25 protein-coding genes are annotated in these 18,986 nt (G+C 46.0%); all 25 read right to left on the reverse strand.

The features are described 5' to 3' along the window. Positions 1-256 (reverse strand): D-Ala-D-Ala carboxypeptidase family metallohydrolase (locus Q0688_RS20135; protein ID WP_299081584.1); only part of this gene is annotated, 256 nt, incomplete at its 3' end. Positions 257-315: 59 nt separating this feature from the next. Continuing rightward, entirely contained in the window at positions 316-576 is a 261-nt protein-coding gene (locus Q0688_RS20140; RefSeq protein WP_299081587.1) for a hypothetical protein, read from the reverse strand. Then, a complete protein-coding gene (locus Q0688_RS20145) occupies positions 573-812 on the reverse strand; it encodes a hypothetical protein (protein WP_299081590.1) in 240 nt (79 codons plus the stop codon). The genes Q0688_RS20140 and Q0688_RS20145 overlap by 4 nt, the downstream gene beginning before the upstream one ends. After that, positions 813-1,088, reverse strand: coding sequence for a hypothetical protein (locus tag Q0688_RS20150; RefSeq protein ID WP_299081593.1), 276 nt, complete (start codon positions 1,086-1,088; stop codon positions 813-815). Beyond that, entirely contained in the window at positions 1,085-1,882 is a 798-nt protein-coding gene (locus tag Q0688_RS20155) for a LamG domain-containing protein (RefSeq protein ID WP_299081596.1), read from the reverse strand. Before Q0688_RS20155 ends, Q0688_RS20150 begins: the two co-directional genes overlap by 4 nt. Next, the gene (locus tag Q0688_RS20160) at positions 1,882-2,715 is read right to left on the reverse strand and encodes a hypothetical protein (protein ID WP_299081599.1); all 834 of its coding nucleotides are present in this window, start codon (positions 2,713-2,715) and stop codon (positions 1,882-1,884) included. Before Q0688_RS20160 ends, Q0688_RS20155 begins: the two co-directional genes overlap by 1 nt. After that, on the reverse strand, positions 2,715-3,068 hold the full coding sequence (locus Q0688_RS20165) for a hypothetical protein (protein ID WP_299081602.1): 354 nt from the start codon (positions 3,066-3,068) through the stop codon (positions 2,715-2,717). The genes Q0688_RS20160 and Q0688_RS20165 overlap by 1 nt, the downstream gene beginning before the upstream one ends. After that, positions 3,065-3,349 (reverse strand): hypothetical protein, encoded by a 285-nt coding sequence (locus Q0688_RS20170; RefSeq protein WP_299081605.1) that lies wholly within the window; start codon positions 3,347-3,349, stop codon positions 3,065-3,067. The genes Q0688_RS20165 and Q0688_RS20170 overlap by 4 nt, the downstream gene beginning before the upstream one ends. Beyond that, positions 3,349-4,398 (reverse strand): hypothetical protein, encoded by a 1,050-nt coding sequence (locus Q0688_RS20175; protein WP_299081608.1) that lies wholly within the window; start codon positions 4,396-4,398, stop codon positions 3,349-3,351. Before Q0688_RS20175 ends, Q0688_RS20170 begins: the two co-directional genes overlap by 1 nt. Continuing rightward, a complete protein-coding gene (locus tag Q0688_RS20180; protein ID WP_299081611.1) occupies positions 4,395-6,302 on the reverse strand; it encodes a hypothetical protein in 1,908 nt (635 codons plus the stop codon). The genes Q0688_RS20175 and Q0688_RS20180 overlap by 4 nt, the downstream gene beginning before the upstream one ends. Then, entirely contained in the window at positions 6,302-7,471 is a 1,170-nt protein-coding gene (locus tag Q0688_RS20185) for a hypothetical protein (protein ID WP_299081614.1), read from the reverse strand. Before Q0688_RS20185 ends, Q0688_RS20180 begins: the two co-directional genes overlap by 1 nt. Continuing rightward, positions 7,471-8,388 carry a hypothetical protein gene (locus tag Q0688_RS20190; RefSeq protein ID WP_299081617.1) on the reverse strand — a complete coding sequence of 306 codons (918 nt, stop codon included), beginning with the start codon at positions 8,386-8,388 and terminating at the stop codon, positions 7,471-7,473. The genes Q0688_RS20185 and Q0688_RS20190 overlap by 1 nt, the downstream gene beginning before the upstream one ends. 115 nt (positions 8,389-8,503) lie before the next feature. Continuing rightward, positions 8,504-8,821, reverse strand: coding sequence for a hypothetical protein (locus Q0688_RS20195; RefSeq protein WP_299081619.1), 318 nt, complete (start codon positions 8,819-8,821; stop codon positions 8,504-8,506). After that, positions 8,811-11,009: a hypothetical protein gene (locus tag Q0688_RS20200; protein ID WP_299081622.1), complete on the reverse strand. Its 2,199-nt coding sequence runs from the start codon at positions 11,007-11,009 to the stop codon at positions 8,811-8,813. The genes Q0688_RS20195 and Q0688_RS20200 overlap by 11 nt, the downstream gene beginning before the upstream one ends. Then, positions 11,006-11,611, reverse strand: a complete 606-nt coding sequence (locus Q0688_RS20205) for a hypothetical protein (protein WP_299081625.1) — start codon at positions 11,609-11,611, stop codon at positions 11,006-11,008. Before Q0688_RS20205 ends, Q0688_RS20200 begins: the two co-directional genes overlap by 4 nt. Positions 11,612-11,675: 64 nt before the next feature. Beyond that, entirely contained in the window at positions 11,676-13,064 is a 1,389-nt protein-coding gene (locus tag Q0688_RS20210) for a hypothetical protein (protein ID WP_299081628.1), read from the reverse strand. Positions 13,065-13,072: 8 nt separating this feature from the next. Further along, the gene (locus tag Q0688_RS20215) at positions 13,073-13,975 is read right to left on the reverse strand and encodes a hypothetical protein (protein WP_299081631.1); all 903 of its coding nucleotides are present in this window, start codon (positions 13,973-13,975) and stop codon (positions 13,073-13,075) included. After that, the gene (locus Q0688_RS20220) at positions 13,939-15,921 is read right to left on the reverse strand and encodes a hypothetical protein (RefSeq protein ID WP_299081633.1); all 1,983 of its coding nucleotides are present in this window, start codon (positions 15,919-15,921) and stop codon (positions 13,939-13,941) included. The genes Q0688_RS20215 and Q0688_RS20220 overlap by 37 nt, the downstream gene beginning before the upstream one ends. Further along, a complete protein-coding gene (locus Q0688_RS20225) occupies positions 15,918-16,166 on the reverse strand; it encodes an FmdB family zinc ribbon protein (RefSeq protein ID WP_299081636.1) in 249 nt (82 codons plus the stop codon). The genes Q0688_RS20220 and Q0688_RS20225 overlap by 4 nt, the downstream gene beginning before the upstream one ends. Next, complete coding sequence (locus tag Q0688_RS20230) at positions 16,166-17,491, reverse strand: phage terminase large subunit (RefSeq protein WP_299081639.1); 1,326 nt, start codon at positions 17,489-17,491, stop codon at positions 16,166-16,168. The genes Q0688_RS20225 and Q0688_RS20230 overlap by 1 nt, the downstream gene beginning before the upstream one ends. After that, positions 17,488-17,703: a hypothetical protein gene (locus Q0688_RS20235; protein ID WP_299081642.1), complete on the reverse strand. Its 216-nt coding sequence runs from the start codon at positions 17,701-17,703 to the stop codon at positions 17,488-17,490. Before Q0688_RS20235 ends, Q0688_RS20230 begins: the two co-directional genes overlap by 4 nt. Further along, positions 17,696-18,070, reverse strand: coding sequence for a hypothetical protein (locus Q0688_RS20240; protein WP_299081645.1), 375 nt, complete (start codon positions 18,068-18,070; stop codon positions 17,696-17,698). The genes Q0688_RS20235 and Q0688_RS20240 overlap by 8 nt, the downstream gene beginning before the upstream one ends. Beyond that, positions 18,070-18,228 (reverse strand): hypothetical protein, encoded by a 159-nt coding sequence (locus Q0688_RS20245; RefSeq protein ID WP_299081648.1) that lies wholly within the window; start codon positions 18,226-18,228, stop codon positions 18,070-18,072. The genes Q0688_RS20240 and Q0688_RS20245 overlap by 1 nt, the downstream gene beginning before the upstream one ends. A 23-nt stretch (positions 18,229-18,251) precedes the next feature. After that, the gene (locus Q0688_RS20250) at positions 18,252-18,566 is read right to left on the reverse strand and encodes a hypothetical protein (RefSeq protein WP_299081651.1); all 315 of its coding nucleotides are present in this window, start codon (positions 18,564-18,566) and stop codon (positions 18,252-18,254) included. A gap of 33 nt (positions 18,567-18,599) precedes the next feature. Next, complete coding sequence (locus Q0688_RS20255; protein WP_299081654.1) at positions 18,600-18,938, reverse strand: VRR-NUC domain-containing protein; 339 nt, start codon at positions 18,936-18,938, stop codon at positions 18,600-18,602. Between the last annotated feature and the right edge of the window lie 48 nt (positions 18,939-18,986).

The following is an 18,986-nucleotide window of genomic DNA, read 5'->3' on the forward strand; positions in this document are numbered from 1 at the left end:
GCTCGGTATGGTCAAAGATTGATACATCAACCGCGCCTGCGCTACCCTGCCAAGTATGCTCACTGGTAGGACTACCAATCTTTTTGTTATGTTCTGGCGATCGGTACCCGCTCGATATTACCATGGGGTGACCTAACCAATCGCGCAAAGGCTGTAAAATCGTTATACATAGCCTCGAAGCGGTCTGTGATTGTTGAACGTTTGCGGGGCTTGATCCAAATATCTCGGATAGCGCGAAGTTTTTTGATAGTTTCATATTATCCTAGTACGTGTAATTTAGACCATTCTGGCTCAATATATTCAAGATCGTGCATATCACTCCCCTTGTAGTATCTCTAGTTTACCATGGCACAAGTTCTTATCAGCTATACATGCCATAACTTGTTTGCTGTTATGCTCAATCACTTGCACGAGTGCGTCACTACACATTGATGCTTGAAGCTTTTGGGCCATACCGCTAGGGTCTATCTGTGCAGCAATGCCAAGCGCGGAGCCAAATGTGAGTACGCCTAATACATAAGCGAATACAGTCTGGTTGTTGATCCAAGATACAGGGATTTTATCAAGTAGGTTCAACGCTGTAGCCTTGCAATATCCTGTTTGATTTCGATCAATAGATCGTATATTTTTTCAAAGCTGGCGTCATATCTTTCTGTGTTGTATTCCAGTTTTTTAGCAATAGCTTCAATCTTTACGGCTTGCGCGGTTTGAGTCATAGATAGGCTAATGAAAGCGCCCGCTGCTGGAATTGCACCAGCTATAAGGAGTGATCCAATAAACTGAATGAGTGAAAGTTCAAACTTTTTACGCATCTACTTGCCTAACACGTTAGGTGAATCATCGCTATGGAATGTGCCGAATTTGAACTCGTACTCTTTTAGTAAATATGTAACCGTTATGAGATCACCTTCGTACATTGGCTCAGTGACTTCAATCATGTACATATTGTTATCAAGAACCGCGCACCCTGAATAAACCTCTTTGCCATTTCGCTCAATCTTGAAGTGTATAGGTAAGTCTAGAGACGGTAACGGGTCAATAGAAAAACTGGCGATCCACATTTTCGTCGTACTTTTACTCTTACTCATGCTGCCTGCCAATTGTTGTAGTCGGTTAGAATTTCAGCGGGTGTGCGAATATCATCATATACATAGGGGCTGTCGAGTAAACCCCTGAATTTGAATCCAGCCCACACTCCTGCGTCGCCAACGTTCCATTGTTGACCTGCATTGTTGCGTAGGTCATTCATGCCCGCGTTGGTTGTAGTGCTGACCTGTACACCATTTAGGTACAAGATAGCTTGTTTAGTTGTATTATTGAATGTGAGTGCAACAAAGTACCAAGTGCTTGTAGATACTCCAGCCGCGTAAGTGGTGCGTATCCTGCCGCCATTGGCTGCGTATATATCGTATACGATCCCGTTGCCAGATGATAGCTCAAGGGTGCAGCTAAGGTGCGCCGTGCTCACATCAAAATCACCACACATGTATTGCCGCGTACTCCCAGTGTCAGTGTTGAACCACATGTAAACTGTAAAATCAGATGATACACCTACCATCTCAGAAAATGAAGGGTTGCTTGGTGGGAAGTACACAGCATCGGAGCCATCAAAATCCAATGAATTATCGCCAGCATACCCAAACGCACCAGCACCGTTCCAAACTGCACCAGTTATAGTGCCGTCCATGGAACCTTTGCCATCATCTACGCTTAGTCCGGCCCCTTCGTCGAAGTTCCAAGCGTGTAACAAGTTAGGATCTGTCAAGTCTGGAGTTCCGTTACTGTTTCCACCGGTAGACGGGTCAGTAATGCTATACGTTGGTATACTGTGAACAGGAATACCTAAACTTTGTATGCTATATTTTTTGAGTCCGTATGGCATTACGGTATGTTATATACTGCGTTATTAATGAGTAATGTTTCATAACTTCCAGACACTTTAGCGTTGCCGTTGCTATTATTGATCGCAGTACAAAATAACATGGTCTTTTCCGGTAACCTGATCCAACCGTTTGTATTTGCTAGTATGTTCGCGTTTCTTCCATCAAATGTGTATATAGTTCTAGTAGCTCCAAATGGGGCGGTAACAATATCCATGCGGTCTTTAGCTCTTACTTTTACACTGATATTATCGTTTTGTCCAGCGCTAAAGTTGAAGTTGTTTACATACATGGTATGACCAGATGGCACTGCTCTAATGCTCGTGAAAGTAGAGCCTTCGCTTGCCGGCACAGAGCATACAAAAGTATCTGTGACATTAATCGTCACATCAAGTTGACCTATATTCGTATCGCCTACGATTGAATCATCGTATGTACCTATATCACCAGCGCGTACACGGTATACAGCGGCCCATGTTCCAGGCAATGCTACTTTAGTAGTGCCGTTTAAGTCCACTGTGGCTTGTTGTAACTCTATAGCCGCGTTCAGTCCGTATACTGTAGCTGTTCTAGCGCCTGTTCCTCCTGTTGCGTCATTGGCGTCATCACTGGCAATATCCAAACTAACACCACTCGCAAGCTCAAAAAACGGGTATGAATCCACTCCGTCAGATGCTAAAAGTTTATAGCCTGTGTTATCTATCGACTCATTGCGAAAGTATTTGATATCGTGCGTCGCACCCTCAACTAATCCTTGAGATACAGCGAGCATGTCAGTGTTGTTCAGTAGGTTAAAAAGCCTAGCGTCGCCAGTTGGCCCGATGCTTAGGGCCATTAGCTAGACCCGCCACGGTTGAACGGGTAGAACGCCCCATCAATATCATAAGTGCCGATGGCAGTAGCCGTCATATAAAGCTCTGATGCTGCGCCTAATTCTAGCCTGTATGCATAGTGTCCCGTTGCCGTTTCCGTGATAGCCACAGCGCCGCCCACCTCTAGATCATACTTTTGACCGCCGTTCTCATAGGATACTTGGAATTTAAACACACAGTCGCCGGTTCCGGTTGTTAGTTCCAGTAATGTATCGCACCAATCCCAACCAGCAACGTTTATAGCGCCGCTACTTGTATCCGTTCCGACCTGTGTAATTGTTTGTTTTATGCCTCTTGATTGGCCTCTATCTATCATGATTCTACCTGTGTATGGTGTAGTTGTTTTGCTTGGTTCGCGGCCAATGATATAGCGGCCTGCATATTTTTGTCTATGATATTGCGCTCTGATTCTACCGCCGCGCCCACGCTGCTTGTCTGCCTTGATATGTCAATGAGCAATAAAGGCACCCAAGCGTCTGCACACTTGAACTCGTCTACCGGAGTGCCTGTTTGTGGGTTATAGCCTTGCACATGCAACCACTTGACGCAATCGTGCTTGCAGCAATCTTTTTTAAACGCTGTATGGTGGCACTTCATTAGTTTTTCACCGCAATTATTTGACTGAACCATTTTGGTGAATATGATCCGCTGCTACCGCTGTGTGTAGCAATATCCAATGATACGTTATTCTCAGCAACAGTGTCGCCAGTGTCAACACTCGCACCAGTCGATCCTGCAATAACTACATTGTATGATGTGCCACCGCCCTCGTCGATACTTGTAGCTGTACCTGTTACGCCCAATGACGGCACATCTACGGTAGAACCACTATGACCATGGTTAATTGTATGAGTGTGTGAACTGCGAACGTCAGAAGTACCGCCAGTGTCACCAGCGCCCACAGTAAACGAAGCTGATGCTATAGCTCCAAAGGCGCTATGATATGCGCTACCTGTTTCCCGTGTCCACCCAGTCGGGGCTGTCCATTGCTGGAAAATCATTCTTGTACCGCTTGGTAGTGTTGCTGCGTCTGCTCCTAGTTGCTGCAAAGCCGCTTCCACGTTATCAGTCGTAAAATACCCGCCAGTGTCCACTACAGGAATGTCCGACGCCGTTATACCGCCCGTACCAGTTATGAATGACGTCGGTATTTTGCCGTTTGCAGTGTCGCATCTTGGTATATATCCCTTACCGTCAGATGCCGCCGAAGCTACAGGAGCCGTAGCGGTATCAGAGCGAAGTACATACTGTGGCAAGGGATTTGCAGCTTGCAAAATAGCGTTAATTTCATCGCTTACACTTTCTGTGCTAGATACTCTCGCTACGTTACTAAATTCCGTCGTGCTTGCTGGTGCAGGCAAAGACCACAATATACGCTCATACGTTCCATTGACCCTAATGTCAACTATGTAGTTTACTTCCGGCGAATTGGTCGCATTACTTGTAGGTGATAGCACCAAAGGATTTTCTAGTCTACCATCAATAACATTTTCGATAATAGCGTTGTTTGTCACTGATATGGTCGATACACCGTCAAAATATGTAGACGCCTGTGTAGGTGCAACTGTTACCGTCCCAAAACCGTTTGCACCATTTGCGTCAAGTATTTGAGCGGTTGTTGTAACTACTGTCATTGCTATTGTCATGGTTCAATTCCTAGTAGTCTGGTTAGCTCTTGCTTGGGTACGCCTAAACCCTTGGAGACCTTATCAGCGTTACCGTTATTCAATAATTTGTATACCACATTTTGCGCGGCCTGTTCTGGCTCTAAACCGCTTTCAATACCGCGCTTATAGTTTGCTCCGTACCGCGTCTTGGCAAATTCCATTATTCTAGGTTCGATCTCGCCAAGTGTAAGCTGTGGCGTGCCTATAGGTTTACGCTCGATAGGGTCAATATCGTCTACACCTATGCGTGTAGCTTGTTTGATTGCCTGTTGTGCCGATGGTGTACGGTCTGCGATTGATCCGACAACGCTGCTGCCAGTGTCGCCTATTCTGCGGCTAACTTGACCGACTTTAACCATTGCAGGGTTTACAAATGCAGGCCTGCTAAGAACCGCCGCGCCTATGGCATTTGGCACAGACATATTCCCGATAATATCAGAAGCCATTCTGTCAGCTTGCATAACTCCGATCTGGTTATCCAAATTGGACGCACGAGAGGCTAATTTAACATCGTGTAACCACGGGGCTAGGTCTGGCTCTAATTCAACCATTTTGTCCAGGTCGTTTAACAGCGTTCTATTTGCGCGATTCTCTATACTGTGTATTGATCTATCTATTCTTTTAGGGTCTTTAGCTGGGAACAGTTTATTTAGCTTTTTGGCAGCGTCTATGCGTTCGCCGTATGCTTTTTTCGCGGCCTCCCATTGTGGCAACATATCTTGCTGCTCTGCAGCGTCACGTACAACATTATCAGCTTCTTTATATAACCTGCGTAAATGTTTTTCAAGCGTGCTGCTAAGTGGGTTGTCAAAGCTTTTTTCTAGTCGTTGACCAAGTAGACTCTTTAAGTCTTGTGCATCTTGTACGGTTTCGACTGCATTAACTCTAGCAGGCCAAATATCGACAAGCTCGTTTAAGTCTGCGCTGTTATCAACTAGAGCTAGAGTTCTGATTTCGCCAGCGTCATCAAATATTTTTGACTTCCTATGAATATCAAGCATGGCATCTTGCAAGCCGCCCTTCATCGCGGGCTGCGCCTTGTCTAATCCGCCGATCAATTCGTCATATCGAGTAGATGCACGGTCATACATATCACTGGCTACATTCTTAGTTTTTTCAACTGTTTCAAAAAAACCTTGGTTTCCTGCGTTGACACGTTGCAATAACTCTTCTCCGCCCTCTTCTAGCAAGTTAGCGGTAAGTTTAGGGTTTTTGGCTGTCGCTAGTGATCCGAGCGCAGAAGCACCAAAACGTACACCTTCGCCAACTTTGTCCAATACTGGCTCAATGTAAGGCTTCGCCACTTCGCCAATCTTGCCTAATGTACGCCCCCCCGCTTCGCCAATAGCACCTTCTACTGCACCTTGCACAAACTCGTTACCAGTTTGCGTTAGTACGTCACTTTCGCCGCCTGATACACCTAGATAGTCAGCTAATGCTGCACGGCCTGCGTTGGCTAGAGAGCGTCCAGCCGCTTCGCCTGCTACCATTCCGATAGGCCCACCGCCAGCACCGTATAAAGCACCACCAATAGAGCCAGCGTCATTTATTAGACCACCGCTATAATCTGCGACATCCCCTGCCATCTCAGTTAGGCCGTATCCGCTACCTTCTACTGGTTGCCATGTTCCATCTTCATTGACAAATATTGAGCCGTCATCAGCCTGCCTTACATTTGACACGCCTCGTATATCTTGCCACGCGGCCAAGTTTGACGCTGGCGTATCTTCTGCAATACCCGCCTCTAATCGCTCTAAAAACGATGCAGCCCCTGTGTCTTGGTCTGGTATTGGTTCAGCGTTATACGTGCCATCATCAAATACTTCTGTAACACGGTTATAAGTTCCATCTTTGAACTTCTTTATTTCACCAACATTAGCCACTAGTCAGCCTCATCTTTTTCGCTAAAGCGGCCTTTTTTACGGACTTGGTTCTGCATGGGTTCTGGTTTGCCGACATAATCAATACCCAATCGATCAGCGTTTGCAATGCTTTGGTCGGCTTCCTCATTGAGTTGCTTAATTATCGCGTTGGCAGCTTCTTTATCGGATATTGATCTCGCTGGCACAGTTTGACGTGCAATAGCTCGTTCGCCCTCAGTAATAACGCCAGAACCTTTTAGTTTCATCTTGGCAACGCCTAACTCTAATGCCGATAAAATAGCGTCGTATTCGTCACGCGCTCTCGCTACGTCAGTACCAAACAATTTCGCAGCACCCTCATATATTCCTCCGCCACCCTCTAACGGGCCGAATAGTTCGTCACCATATTTGTCTATCAATGGTTGTAGCTGTGCGACTTGTCTTTTGAACTCTATTGCACCTTCTGCGTTGGCCCTGTAACCTTCTTCGCGTTTTGCGTCTAGTGCCGCTGCCTTTTTCTGCTGCGTTGTCTCTTGCGGTGGTCTAGCTTGGATCGCACGCTCTCGCTGCGCGAATGTCTGGTCGTATCTGCGTTTGCTCTCTGACTCTTTTGCTGCTCGGTCTAGCCTTGATTGCTCTGCTTGTGCAGATAGTTGTGCCTGCTCTGCATCATATCTTGATTGCTCGCGTTCTGCATCTTGCCCACGCTCGAATTCTCTAACATCAAGACTTGAATCGTAGTCTTGACGCTGTGGTAATGCTGGTGCGTGCGTACGCCTAAAGTTACGATAGTTCATGTTACCAATAGGCATGCGTTCTTGTGCTGTGTCAATTTCGCCTATACGCTTATCAATGCTGCGAGCTTGGGTTTCACGGTCAATCGTGCTAGAGCTTCGAGGTAGTGGTTCGTCGCTTATTACTCCATTATCGGATTGCGTGTACTGACTATTGAGGTCAATTAGACGCTGGCGCTCTCTCTCTAGGTTCGTTTTTTGGTCTGCCAGGGAGTCGCTATACGCTTGCATTTGTGCGCGTTTGGCTTTGTGTTCTTGACCCCTGTTGACAAGATTGCCCCCAACATCACCAACAGTGGAGCCTATACGATCAATCATCAGGCGCAATGCGTCTCGTTTGCCCTGTGTCGCCTGTCTAACTGCGTTTGTCAATCCTGTGTCAACTAAACTAGCCATTATTTAGCCGCTGTCGTTTTGGTTGCGAGCTTAGGAAGCGCAGCGGGGCCTTTTAGCCCTGCGGAAGCGATGCCGCCAGCCGCGCCAATTCCAGCTCCGATAAGACCAGTTATATTGGCTGCTTTGTCACTAGCTGCGTTCAAAGCCAACACATCAGCAGTATTTTCTTGCTGCAACTGGTCTAAGCGGTTCTGATAACCAGCCATCGCACGTTTGTACTCTTCTGCGTTCAAAGCACCGCCTACATCAAACTCTAAACCGGCTTGAGCTTGCTCTCTTTGCGCTTGCAGTGCTGCGTTCGATTGTGCTGCCTGATTCGCTTGGCTCGCTCTGTTTAGGTCATAAGAACTCATTGCCCCGCCTTGCCTTTGCGCAAGATTCAGGAGCATATTGTTATAGTTTTGTGTCGCGTCGGCTTCGCCCTGCTGCAAATTGGCTTCCAAATTGGCCTTATTACCGGCAAGCGCTTGACCTCGTAAAACGCCTAAAGCTTGACTGCGTGCACCAGTGCTTTGGCCTTGGCTCGCTAACTGCTGCGCGTCCTGTAGCGATTGCTGGTAAGTTTCTGTGTCTAATTTACGCTCTGCGGCTGTTCTGGTTGCGTCTAATGCTGATTGAGGCCCGCTTATGCCAAGCTTGGACTGTAGACCCTGTATATAGCCAGCCGCGTCGTTTGCACTCGCAAAACTCCCCGCGTCAGTCACTTGGGCTTGTGGGATACCTGATATTTTAGAACCAGCGCCAGCTATTCGGTCTGTTCCAGCGCCGGTACCTAAGTTCAGGTCTGTTACCTTGCGGCCTTTTATGTTAGATAGTGCAGATTCAGAAGCGTCTGCTGCGTCCGACAATGGTTTAGCGACTAGCTCGCTAGCGCCAAGGGTGCCTATGCCCGCTATAATTCTGCCGATGTTTGCCATGTACGATCCTCTCTAGGTTGTACTTGTATTACTATCTACGTGTATAGTATACAAATTATTGTTGTTATTATCAATGTGGTAGACAAATACCGTCAAAGGGTCTGGATTTGTACTACTAACGTTCACTAGTCAGCCTGAAATATTCAACTAAGGCGCGGCCCGTGAACGTGCCGCTGTCTATTGTGATCACGTTGTATTGGTCTTCTGTTAGGTTCTGGATTATGTAGAACAATGATGCTGTGGTTCCGTCTGTCACAGTGTCCAGCGTTACGCTCGTAGCTGGGTTGGTTACTGTTAGAGTTTTGCTACCTGTGTGCTCTGTCCTAATCTGCACTCTAGCGTAGTATCCACTGTAACCGCCACTAACTGCAAAGCTGTTGTTTGTTTCGGTTAGATCATCTATAAATAGTGGCTTAGGGGCGTTAGTAGTCATAAGGTAGGCCTTCGCCAATTGCACTGATTTTTATAATCGACTTAGCAGAATAACAGCCCCCAGCTTCTTCTACGACTCTAAGCGCCAATGATTCTCCAGAATGGATAACGCTACCGCTTTTGACTATTTCGCCGTTATTTGGATAGTGATATGCGGTACAAGTGCCAGTTAGACCGACCCAATATGAAGCCGGTACAGGCACATTTATGCCGAATGTGCGCCAATATTTAGTGCCAGTATTTACCGCTCCATTTTGCGGAGTAGTACACTCAGTATAAAAAACAACATCACCCAATACTCCTGCGTTATTTTCGTAAATAGTCACTCTACAATTATCGAAATCCGATAACAATACATCGATCCGGTTTACATGTTGACCGTTAGTATTCTCGAATAGCTCTACCGTTGGCGTCGCATCGATTGCAATCGCGTCCGATGCTGCATAATAGCTCATTCCATTCAGTAGTTTTTCGCCCCAATACCCAACAGCGCAGCTAGCAAAGTTATGAGGTTCCGGCTGGCTGCTATGCAGTCCAAACCGGTTAGTTGGCCCAAATGTATTGACCGCAACATCACGCACTTGCTGGAATGGAGCCGTACCGCTTGGATTCTCTGCTGGTAGAACTCCGCTCAACCGTGTAACGTATGGAGTCTCAGTTAGTACGCTTAGGCTGTCTGCTCTAAATGTCGGCGTGACTGGTATTTGATGCGTCGCTAGCCCGCACGCTAGAGTGTACTCCAGTTGAGGGTTTGAAATGCTACGATCATTTACAATATGCAACCCATCCGGCTCTGACAAACATATTTCGTACAGGTCGTTTATTTTGAATGCGCCAAATATGCCGGTATTGTGAGGGTCGCTAACTGGTGTGAGCGTGAGGTTGCCCGTAGTAGCCCATTGATCCAGCATTGACCATGTAGACCTGTCAGTATTAAACACAAAAGCGGGCGTGTTCTGGTGCAATAAACCGCCTTCGTTTGGAGCTAATTCATATGGGACTTTTGAAGGGTCGATTGTTGGCCCCGTAAATATTGCGTATTTTTCGCTGCACTGTACTGTTATAATATTCTCAAAGCGTGGGTGCAATCTCACAGGTTCACTTATAAGGTTATATACACCGTTGAAAGCGTACCCTTGACCATCATTGGCCGCAATAAATAGAACGTTCCCATCTGGTGCGCGTCCAACTGCATCATAATCATTTATGCCGAGTGTTGGGTTTATTTCATCTACAGTAACTTGATTCGATCCTGTGCCGCCATTGATAGGTGGTTGCCCGTATAGCCTGTACGTGGCATTTTCAAGAAATACTATTAGATCATCGCCAAGCTGCTCAATACGCACAATCTTGCCTTGTCCAGAATGCCCGACTGTGACGGCGTTTAGTTCGTACCAGTACCCCCAGTCATTCTGATCTGGTGCAACGAATGGGGTTGCTTGACCTATAAACCCGCCAAAATAAACTTCATTATCAATCCCTGCACATATTCTATTGCGCCAAGTCCCGAAGCAATCAGGCGCGAACGTATCTGTGCCATCATCACCATAGACAATATACGCTCGTGTTACATTGGCTACTGTCGTGCCAACATATTGCACTGTCAATAAATTAGACGTGGCCCCGCTGCTGTAGGTCGGGTTTATGCACGCTCGTATTTTTGAGGTACTGCTGCCTTCGGCTGTATCTGCATCGAACACTATATATTGTGGTGCAGTACCGTCCGCATTGACTGGGTATCGTTGTGTTCCGTTGAATGTGACCGTGATCGTTCCGCTACCTGACAATGTACAATCTCCCCACCCTGTACCACTATCTTTGTATAAAAATACTCGGTCTGTAAATGGGTCTGTTTTAGTGGACATTACGTAAGCTTGCGAGCCTGTTGTCATACATACTGTACGGTATGGTGTTGCGGTAGCCGTTTCACTAGGGCCGGTATTCGACCCGATCTGAACTGCACCTGATGGATTCTTTTTACAAATTACCGTAGAGTCATCCCATTGACGCCATCGTGTAGGCGTGCCGTCCGATTCTGCTACTGTAGATGGCGCTCTAAATATTCCGTCAAGTCTACCAACTGCATCTGGTAAGAGGTTCAGAACGTCACGCAACCCGCCTGCACTTTGCGCGGTATCTGCTACGCTTCTATCCAAACCCCGTGTTATTGGCGTGAAATCTATTTTCATAATTCAACAGCCGGTATACTTGGATACTTACGGCCTTTAAATGCATTGCCTCGTATCGTTTCGCGCCTGTCGTTTAGTTCGTTTTTATATTCTGCTTTATAGGCCGCTGCTTTGTCGTTCTGGCCTAGCTCTAAAAAGCATAAGTAAGCAATACCATTGATAAATGGCATGCGGTATTCCTCTCTAATGTTTATATCCTGGTTCGCGCTCTCAAATTTAGGCAAGTACGCTATGTAATGTATCGTGATGGGTTCTTGGCTACCTAGTTGTAGGTAACCGTTTGTGAATAGGTATCCATACCACCCACCAAGGCTTGTAGATAAATCAGCAGACAATAAAGCCGCTTCCTTTGGTGTCATTGGGTATATCTCTACACCGTTACGTCCTACGTATTCAATGCGTCCAGCATCGGCTGGTAGGTACACCCTATTGTCACTGTTAGGTGTGAACGTTCTAACTGTGCGCGTAAACTCTAATGCATCGGAGATTTCCAATGATATTTCGTTAGCGTAGTCAATGATTGCGCTGTTAGAAAATGATTTAGATTCTCCACGCTGTCGAAGTCTAGCGTTTACACTATTTATGATGTCTTGTACAAGCATTTTGAACCTTTAAAAAAGGGGGGCCGGAACCCCCCATATAAGAATTAACTTATTATCATTTAGCCTAATATTGCAGGTTAATGATTCGTGCGTTTGAACGTGGAGACTGTGATGCCAATTGGAACGGGAACACTTTAGCTGCACCAAACTGCTCAAAACCTGTCTGGCTTGGCAAGTGGATCAAGTCCTTACCTTGGATTTTGTAATCAGTCATACCTTCTAAACAATACATCTTGGTGTACTTGGTATTTACGAAATGAATCTCACCACTTGGTGCGTTCAAATCCATGCACATTGTTGCTCTATGGAATTTAAAGTTGTCATAACCTTTAGTTTCCATGTCGCCATCTCGGACAAGAGTCCAGCGTTGAATACTAAACAAGTCATTATAGATCGCGGCAAACATATCGTTATCACATAGACCCATATCTGGTTTGTCTTGGCCGTTAGATGCTGCAAAGTAGGCTTTGTTTAGCTTCTGAGGGTTGACAATACCAGAGGTTCCATGTACCGCTGTGCTGTATGGTGCGCGCAATTCCAAGTTTACGCTTGTGTCGGTTGCACCTTCGTATACACTTGACATTTGGATAGTAGTAGCTGCACCTGTAGCGGCATCAGCAATAACAGTACGCCCAAGACGCTTATAGTTTGATCCTGCGTTGAGGTCAACCCAGACTTCCCAGCCGATGTATGCATCCATATCAGTAGATGTAATTGAACTAATCTCTGTGGAGCCGTTAGTCAGTGTGACACCTGCATCTGCAAAGGTAGTACCATAGCCCGCCGCGCTAGCATCAAATACGTTCGACACAAGAGCCTTGTACAAATGGCGTGACTTGCCAAAATGCGTATTCGAGTTGGACACTGACGTAGTACCGGCTGTATTAGCGTTTGCGGTTCCACTGTAGTATCTATCTTGATAGATCAATCCGTAAGGCTGTGCAGCGTTAGAGCTTGAAGGATAAGGGACTGGCTGCGTGCCTGCCGTAGAAACGATTGCAGTCTGTAGACCACCACCAGTTCCAGTGATAATCCCTGCGCCTAGTTTTGTGACCATCTCGCTATTGGTGTACTCCAATCGAGAATCAAGGTAATCAGCTAATTGAGACTTGCCGCCTGTTTTGGCTTGCTGATACTGTACATTGCTGTAACGCAAGTTAGTCGTGCCAAATGACCATGTAAATTGTGGCTGTGCGACTGGATCAAGCGCGGTGTACTCGTTTGTAGCACCACCGCCGACAACATCACTCGTATCATCTGGCAGTATCCACTCAAAGTTTGTAGCTTGACTATCATTTTTTACTGTGAAATTCTGTAGTGCTCCGCCTTTGATTTTCTTTTTATCCATGAATTTATATAGGGCCGCGCTTTCTATGTCACCCGTTGCAATAAATTCTGGGTCTGCTTGTTTTGCTGTAACGTAATTCGCTAATGCGTCTAATGTAACACTCATAATATTTCCTATTTACTATTGTATAAATCATCTAGCGCTTCGGCCGATGATACGACTCTTGGCGCTGGTGTTTGTGGTGTAGAACTTCGCAAACGATTTGCAAGGCTCCGCTTCGATGGTGCAGGTTTATTGAATAGCACCTTGTTCTTTGCAGCGGCATCTGGTAGAGACAACAATTCGCCGGTTCGGTTGTACGTGTCAGAAATGAAATTAACAAGCTTTTGCAATACTTCCGGTGAAGCGTTGCCGTAATCTCGCTCTATTTGTGCAATTTCTCTATCTGTCTGTAGTTCGCGGCTTTTGCGCTCTAGGTCTTGCTGCTGCTTTTGGATAGCGTTACGCTCTTCTATGGCTTGTGCCTTTGCCACGGCTGCATTTGAATCATACAGTTTAGCTTCGATCAACTGATGGAATGCATTCGCAATTACTCCATGCGCTTCCTTTGGCAGTGTGCCAGCGTCGATCATTTTGTTAACTGTAGCCTCAAAAAACTCATGTGGCTTTGACTCCAATTGCACATAGTCAAACTCTTGTCTATCCTGCTCGATTTGCGCACGCATTGATTCAAGTTCTTGCCGCTCCGAGTGCAATACTTCTGGCGCGTTGCGATTCTCATATGCATCTCTCATTGCACGTATGGTTACCGCTTCGTCACCTAGTAATATCTCAGTGTCAAGTTCGCTTTCATCTAGCGTTATCGCTTGCGATTCTTCTACATCCGTTGGATCGTTCACCTCTTCAGGTTCAGTTTGAGCAGTCTCTATTGATTCGGCTGTCTCTTCTTCTGCTGGTTCGGTTTCGGGGGCTTCTGCATCAGGCTCCGCAATCAAGTTATCTAAAGCATTATCAACTGCTACTGTGTAGCCTGATTCTGCTAATTCTGTGGTATTTGTGGTATCTGTTGTGTCCATTGGCCTCCGTTTATGACCGTGTTGTACGCATTATTAACTTCCTGCGGTATTGTAAGTAACAATTGTGCTGCACGATCCGGTTCGGTTGCGCTTATATCTTTGGCTAGAGCCTCAATGCCATCAGCTACACTTTTTGCGGTGTCGCTGGCCATTTTCTCTCTAGTCTCTTTCTCTTTTAGTTTTGATTGCGCTAGAGCCTCTGCTGCGTCTGTGTCTTGTGCAGCTTGGGCCTGTTGCGCTAGTAATGCTTCTTGTTCTTTGGCGTCTATATAGTCTTTGAACGATGACTTGTACGGCAAGTCGGCAATATCAAGAAATAGCTTCGCGCTGTCTATGTCTCTTGCCCCAAGGTTATCAACCAATGACAACAAAAATGCGTTGCGTTTCACGGGGTTGCTTGGCATGTTCTTTGGGTTATAAACCGACACATCAAAATAACGCTCAAAATCATCATCATCAAACTGGTACAAGTCCATGCTTGTAGTTAGCTCCGCTTCGCCCGCCGGCGTTTCAATTGTTAAACTTACCTCTTCTACTTCATTCTGCATGATAAAGCGTATGACTAACTCAAAATAATCTTGCAAGAAGAGATAAAATTCATCTTTAACCCTTGACGCGATGCCCTCTCTATCGTTCTGGACAAGTCCCTCTATTGCATCGCCGCTTGTGAACTTACTCAAATCTTGTGCGTCGATACCGTCAGCACCACACATTTGCTTGCCAAGCGCCATTAGTTTGTCCAATATAGCATAGAGACTATCTGGTATTTGCCCACCTTGGATATATTCAAATGGCCTAGTGCTAGATTTCGCTTTGGTTGAGTCAAAGAACAAGAACGGATTCGCGTAGTTCTCGTCTAGCACGTTTAGATCATCTACCTGTGCCTTGTCTACCGACGTTTTGCCTAGTGACCTATAGGCCGTCTCCATAATGTACTGTACAATCCTGTCAACGTTGTTGTTGATAGTCTTGGTAGAATCTAAAACAGACACGCCAATCATTGACCGTGGCAAAGATCGCCAAGTGAATATACAAATAGGCGGGCGTCCTGTTGGTGTTGTCATTGGCCCGTCGTACAATATCTGTGAGCCGTGGTATACGGTATAACGCCACGCAGACGGATATTTATATACTACGCTTTCGACACCTTCTGCCTGCGCCACACCCTTTGGTAGTTCTTTTACCGTGTAATCTCTAGTGTAACAATGATTTAGATCAATGCGCGTCTTTTGAGTATTTGTTATTTCTTTGCCATACTTACGCCCTGCGCTGTCTTTGTCCATTCCACAGATATAGCCTATGTACTGGGATTCATCTATACAAGACGCTGTTGGATCAAACCAATAACTGCCAGCGCGTATAAGCTTAGTATCAACCGGTTCCTCATTTGTTTCATCGTCAATCCAGTCAACTACAACGAACGCTGTTCTGTTAGCCGCGGCCTCATGCGCTACTTCGTCCAGTTTACGCGCCACACCTGACCGCTCCGAGAATAGATCAATACGCGCTGTCAGCATCTTGGCTATAAGCTCATTTTGTGATATTTGACTGTCAACGTCAACCAGTTGCGCCAACCTTGGATCAATTGTAGGGAATGCGTACTGGCCTTCTGCACTCACAATGATGTCGCCTTGATCTTGCTGTATGTACTGAGTCATTTGGTCTATCAAGTCTAAGCTGTAGCCGATAGACGGGTATATTTTTTCGTTTGACCCTCTAGCGTGTCGATCTTCTGGCAGGTAGTCATCAGGGTCTACTCGATTATCATTAGCTAAAGCACCGTGGAAGTGCGTACCTCTTAGGTACGTATTCGATTGCTTGGCTAGCTGTACCCAATTCTCATAACGGCTCTTAAAGTCATCGCGTATCTTTTTACACTGTTGGACTCGTGGTAATTCTTTGAAGTCTACAGTATTTATATCTGTGCGCTGTCCGTTATCAATCATTGCAATGCCGTTAGGTTGTTACGTTTCATGTGTTCAGTCATGGCGCGCTTAGTTTGGAATGGCGCGAATGGCCGCGTACTCAATATGTGAGGCCCGTTATAGCACACAACGCTAACACCGCCTAGCCGTTGCGGCATAGTACCACCACAATCGTTACATACAATAGAGCTTTTACGATCCGCAATACTACTACGCTTAGTCTCAGTTGTTCCGCATGTACTACAGCCGTACTCATAAAGTGGCATTATAGGAAACTCTTGCCGGTGCTCTGACGCTTACCGCTCAATGCTCGTTCTAACTTAGTCTGTACTGCGCTTGGTAGATTCATATTGCTAACCTTGTACTCTTTCTCTGGCCTGTCTGGTGTTATCAAATACCGAACTCCACTTGTCATACTGTCCAGCTTGTCATCTTTATTATCAGTCCTATCAACTGAAAAGCTATACATCTCTGTATGTATTATATCTAATTTGTCTGACAACTTGCAATAATAGCTGTTACTGTTGAACAAAGGCTGCAACCAATTTGTGATATATGTTTCCTTTTTGCCACGGCTGGCGGCTGTGGGATCAGTTATTTTTATGTATATATCGTTGGCTTTTAGGTAGAAATCCAATGTTTCTATGAAGGGTATGCTGTCAGTGTTGCGCTCTATCACTAAGAAATCTGGCCTGCGTCTGCGAATAAACTCCTCCACCTTTGCCAACCTTGTCGGTAGGTCTGCATCATTCGTAGAGTACATATCAATTAAGTGCGTGTCTCCACCGTAGTCCCTGCCTTGCTCACACATGACAAATTCATCAGCTCCAACACACGCGCTAGGGTCAATGGATATAACCCTGTGCATCAATGATGGATCGTATACGTCGCCGTTCCTGAACTCTTTAGCCTCAATGGTGTATGACAAAAATGGGTTAGTTTCGCTTGACTCTCTGTACTTGCCTTCCCAAATCCACGGATAGTTCACGGGATCGGCCTTTTTATCACGTAGACGCTTACGCTCCATCAGTTCGGATTTAAACGGGTTATCTGCGTGGTTAATCTCAATCACAATAGATCGTTCTGGAGGGTGTTGCCGCATGAACTTGTCTATCGGGCTGTTGCGGAGTTCAGGATTCCAGACAAATACGATGGTGCTTCCATCTTTGCGGATCGTTTTGTCAAGTATGTCGATACTGTCTTGTGATAGGTCTTCTGCTTCCTCAACCACTACGTAATCAATATCAGTCAACCCCTTTGTACTGCCTGTGTTGCGTGCGAGTCCAGAGAATATGCACTCAGTCCCATTTTTGCCGCGGATATAGTCTCTACCAATGGTGTACGAATCAGCAAGCCATGGGATTGATTCTATGCATTCAACTAGCTGCGCAAATGATGACTCTTTTAGGCTGTTTTGGAACTCTCGGCAAAATAGCATCCGTATAGGGCGTGCATACCCTTCCACCGCTGCCATTAGATGTGCAGTGTAACTCTTTGCACCGCCACGACCACCATGCTTGCCGATGTAGTCATAGTGCTGCGTATATGCTGGTACGAGCTTAGGTGGCAGCTGTATCTGGGCCTTGGTCAATTGGTGACTGTTACTCCACGTTTAGCTAGTGCTTTGCGAAAGCCAACCTTTAAACGGTTCTCATAAGCCAAGTTCGACTCATTGCGCACTGGTGGGTGTTGGTCTACGAATTCACGCCATGCAGAGTTTGCTAGTTCGTTTAGCTTTGCGTCTACTTTGGATTTCATATCGTACATACTCCGGTGCGTTACGCTGTGGGTGGGGTTACTCACTCTTCACTCCAACAATCTCGATAGTAGTAGGCTTCATGCTCCCATCGCTGGTGGTATGGTCTAGCTGTGTCTTAGGGTTGTAATCCTTGTTGGTCTTTTCCAGCAACCATCTAGCGGTCTGCGCATCACCTTGATCCATTGCACCTGATATGACCCGTTTTGCTTTCATTGACGGCCTAGTACGCAATACATCGATTCTGTCTGAATATCCTTTGGTCGCGTCAATGTAGTCGTACAGCACTGACCTAGCTATACCAGCGTGTAAGCAAGCTTCTGTCTTATTGAAGCCTAGCTCAAACCCTTCTTCCAATTTTGCTACGACTTCATCGGTCATAACCGTGGGTCTACCAGCGTTACTCTTAGCCATCAATCCACCTCAATAGTCAATGGGCAAATAGTCAACAATGGCATAATCAAAACGTACTCACTGCCAAGGTGGTTATATACACACTGCTTGTTCATACCCGTGTTTTTTTCGTAGCTGAATAGTGCTAGTGCTATGGTAAGGGCTAGAGGTAGATTCATACTAACCCTTGATTGGTTTCGTTTCACTGTGCACTGTACTCTGCCCAAGCTGCATCACGTTCTTTAGCTTTGATGTCGTAGCCTAACACCTCTTCAATAGCTTTCACGTTTGGCTTACCTGTGGATTTGCTAAAGTCATCTGGTGATAGGCTGTGAATGGCGTACATTATCTCTGATTGGTTGCTCGTTTGTTCTGGCTCTGAGATTATCTCGTTATATGCCTTTGGCGCTTCTGGCTCTTGGTATACCGTGTACCCCATGTCCTCAAATACGTGCGCGTTCGCTTCTGGTACGCTTACTCGTTGGCCGTTTGGTTTTTGCATTTCAATTCTACTCATGATTGCTCCTGTTTATTCATTTTATCAAACCTCTCATATCCCGTACAACTCCTTTATAACCTGTATTGCATAATCGGCCCCGTTGCAGACTCGTGTACACCAGTTACGATCTTGTAGCGCTTGTATCCATTCCTTTTGAGGTTCGGACAGCTTGCCCCCTTTTTGAATCTTTAGCTCAATTGCTGTGCCTACAAATTTATGGACTGGTTCAAATATAAGTACGTCTGGTACACCTGCCTTGACCCCTTCTCGTTTCAGGTTCGCAGCTATGATCTTGTTCCTCTTACCGCCATTTGGTACGTGGCACCATAGTAACCCTGTGTAGTCTAGGTACTGTGCTACGGCTTTTTGTTCTTGTGCTTCAGTGAGCATAGGCTTTATTGAAATAACTTTTGCTGGCTAAGTGCTTCATCAATACGC

The sequence above is a fragment of the uncultured Paraglaciecola sp. genome (assembly GCF_937123705.1).
GTDB lineage: Bacteria > Pseudomonadota > Gammaproteobacteria > Enterobacterales > Alteromonadaceae > Paraglaciecola.

Excerpts from the sequence above, each read along its gene's own strand:
- Q0688_RS20145 (WP_299081590.1), bottom strand. The coding sequence starts at position 812 with ATGCGTAAAAAGTTTGAACTTTCACTCATTCAGTTTATTGGATCACTC.
- Q0688_RS20150 (WP_299081593.1), bottom strand. The coding sequence starts at position 1,088 with ATGAGTAAGAGTAAAAGTACGACGAAAATGTGGATCGCCAGTTTTTCT.
- Q0688_RS20155 (WP_299081596.1), bottom strand. The coding sequence starts at position 1,882 with ATGCCATACGGACTCAAAAAATATAGCATACAAAGTTTAGGTATTCCT.
- Q0688_RS20160 (WP_299081599.1), bottom strand. The coding sequence starts at position 2,715 with ATGGCCCTAAGCATCGGGCCAACTGGCGACGCTAGGCTTTTTAACCTA.
- Q0688_RS20165 (WP_299081602.1), bottom strand. The coding sequence starts at position 3,068 with ATGATAGATAGAGGCCAATCAAGAGGCATAAAACAAACAATTACACAG.
- Q0688_RS20170 (WP_299081605.1), bottom strand. The coding sequence starts at position 3,349 with ATGAAGTGCCACCATACAGCGTTTAAAAAAGATTGCTGCAAGCACGAT.
- Q0688_RS20175 (WP_299081608.1), bottom strand. The coding sequence starts at position 4,398 with ATGACAATAGCAATGACAGTAGTTACAACAACCGCTCAAATACTTGAC.
- Q0688_RS20185 (WP_299081614.1), bottom strand. The coding sequence starts at position 7,471 with ATGGCTAGTTTAGTTGACACAGGATTGACAAACGCAGTTAGACAGGCG.
- Q0688_RS20190 (WP_299081617.1), bottom strand. The coding sequence starts at position 8,388 with ATGGCAAACATCGGCAGAATTATAGCGGGCATAGGCACCCTTGGCGCT.
- Q0688_RS20195 (WP_299081619.1), bottom strand. The coding sequence starts at position 8,821 with ATGACTACTAACGCCCCTAAGCCACTATTTATAGATGATCTAACCGAA.
- Q0688_RS20200 (WP_299081622.1), bottom strand. The coding sequence starts at position 11,009 with ATGAAAATAGATTTCACGCCAATAACACGGGGTTTGGATAGAAGCGTA.
- Q0688_RS20205 (WP_299081625.1), bottom strand. The coding sequence starts at position 11,611 with ATGCTTGTACAAGACATCATAAATAGTGTAAACGCTAGACTTCGACAG.
- Q0688_RS20210 (WP_299081628.1), bottom strand. The coding sequence starts at position 13,064 with ATGAGTGTTACATTAGACGCATTAGCGAATTACGTTACAGCAAAACAA.
- Q0688_RS20215 (WP_299081631.1), bottom strand. The coding sequence starts at position 13,975 with ATGGACACAACAGATACCACAAATACCACAGAATTAGCAGAATCAGGC.
- Q0688_RS20220 (WP_299081633.1), bottom strand. The coding sequence starts at position 15,921 with ATGATTGATAACGGACAGCGCACAGATATAAATACTGTAGACTTCAAA.
- Q0688_RS20225 (WP_299081636.1), bottom strand. The coding sequence starts at position 16,166 with ATGCCACTTTATGAGTACGGCTGTAGTACATGCGGAACAACTGAGACT.
- Q0688_RS20240 (WP_299081645.1), bottom strand. The coding sequence starts at position 18,070 with ATGGCTAAGAGTAACGCTGGTAGACCCACGGTTATGACCGATGAAGTC.
- Q0688_RS20245 (WP_299081648.1), bottom strand. The coding sequence starts at position 18,228 with ATGAATCTACCTCTAGCCCTTACCATAGCACTAGCACTATTCAGCTAC.
- Q0688_RS20250 (WP_299081651.1), bottom strand. The coding sequence starts at position 18,566 with ATGAGTAGAATTGAAATGCAAAAACCAAACGGCCAACGAGTAAGCGTA.
- Q0688_RS20255 (WP_299081654.1), bottom strand. The coding sequence starts at position 18,938 with ATGCTCACTGAAGCACAAGAACAAAAAGCCGTAGCACAGTACCTAGAC.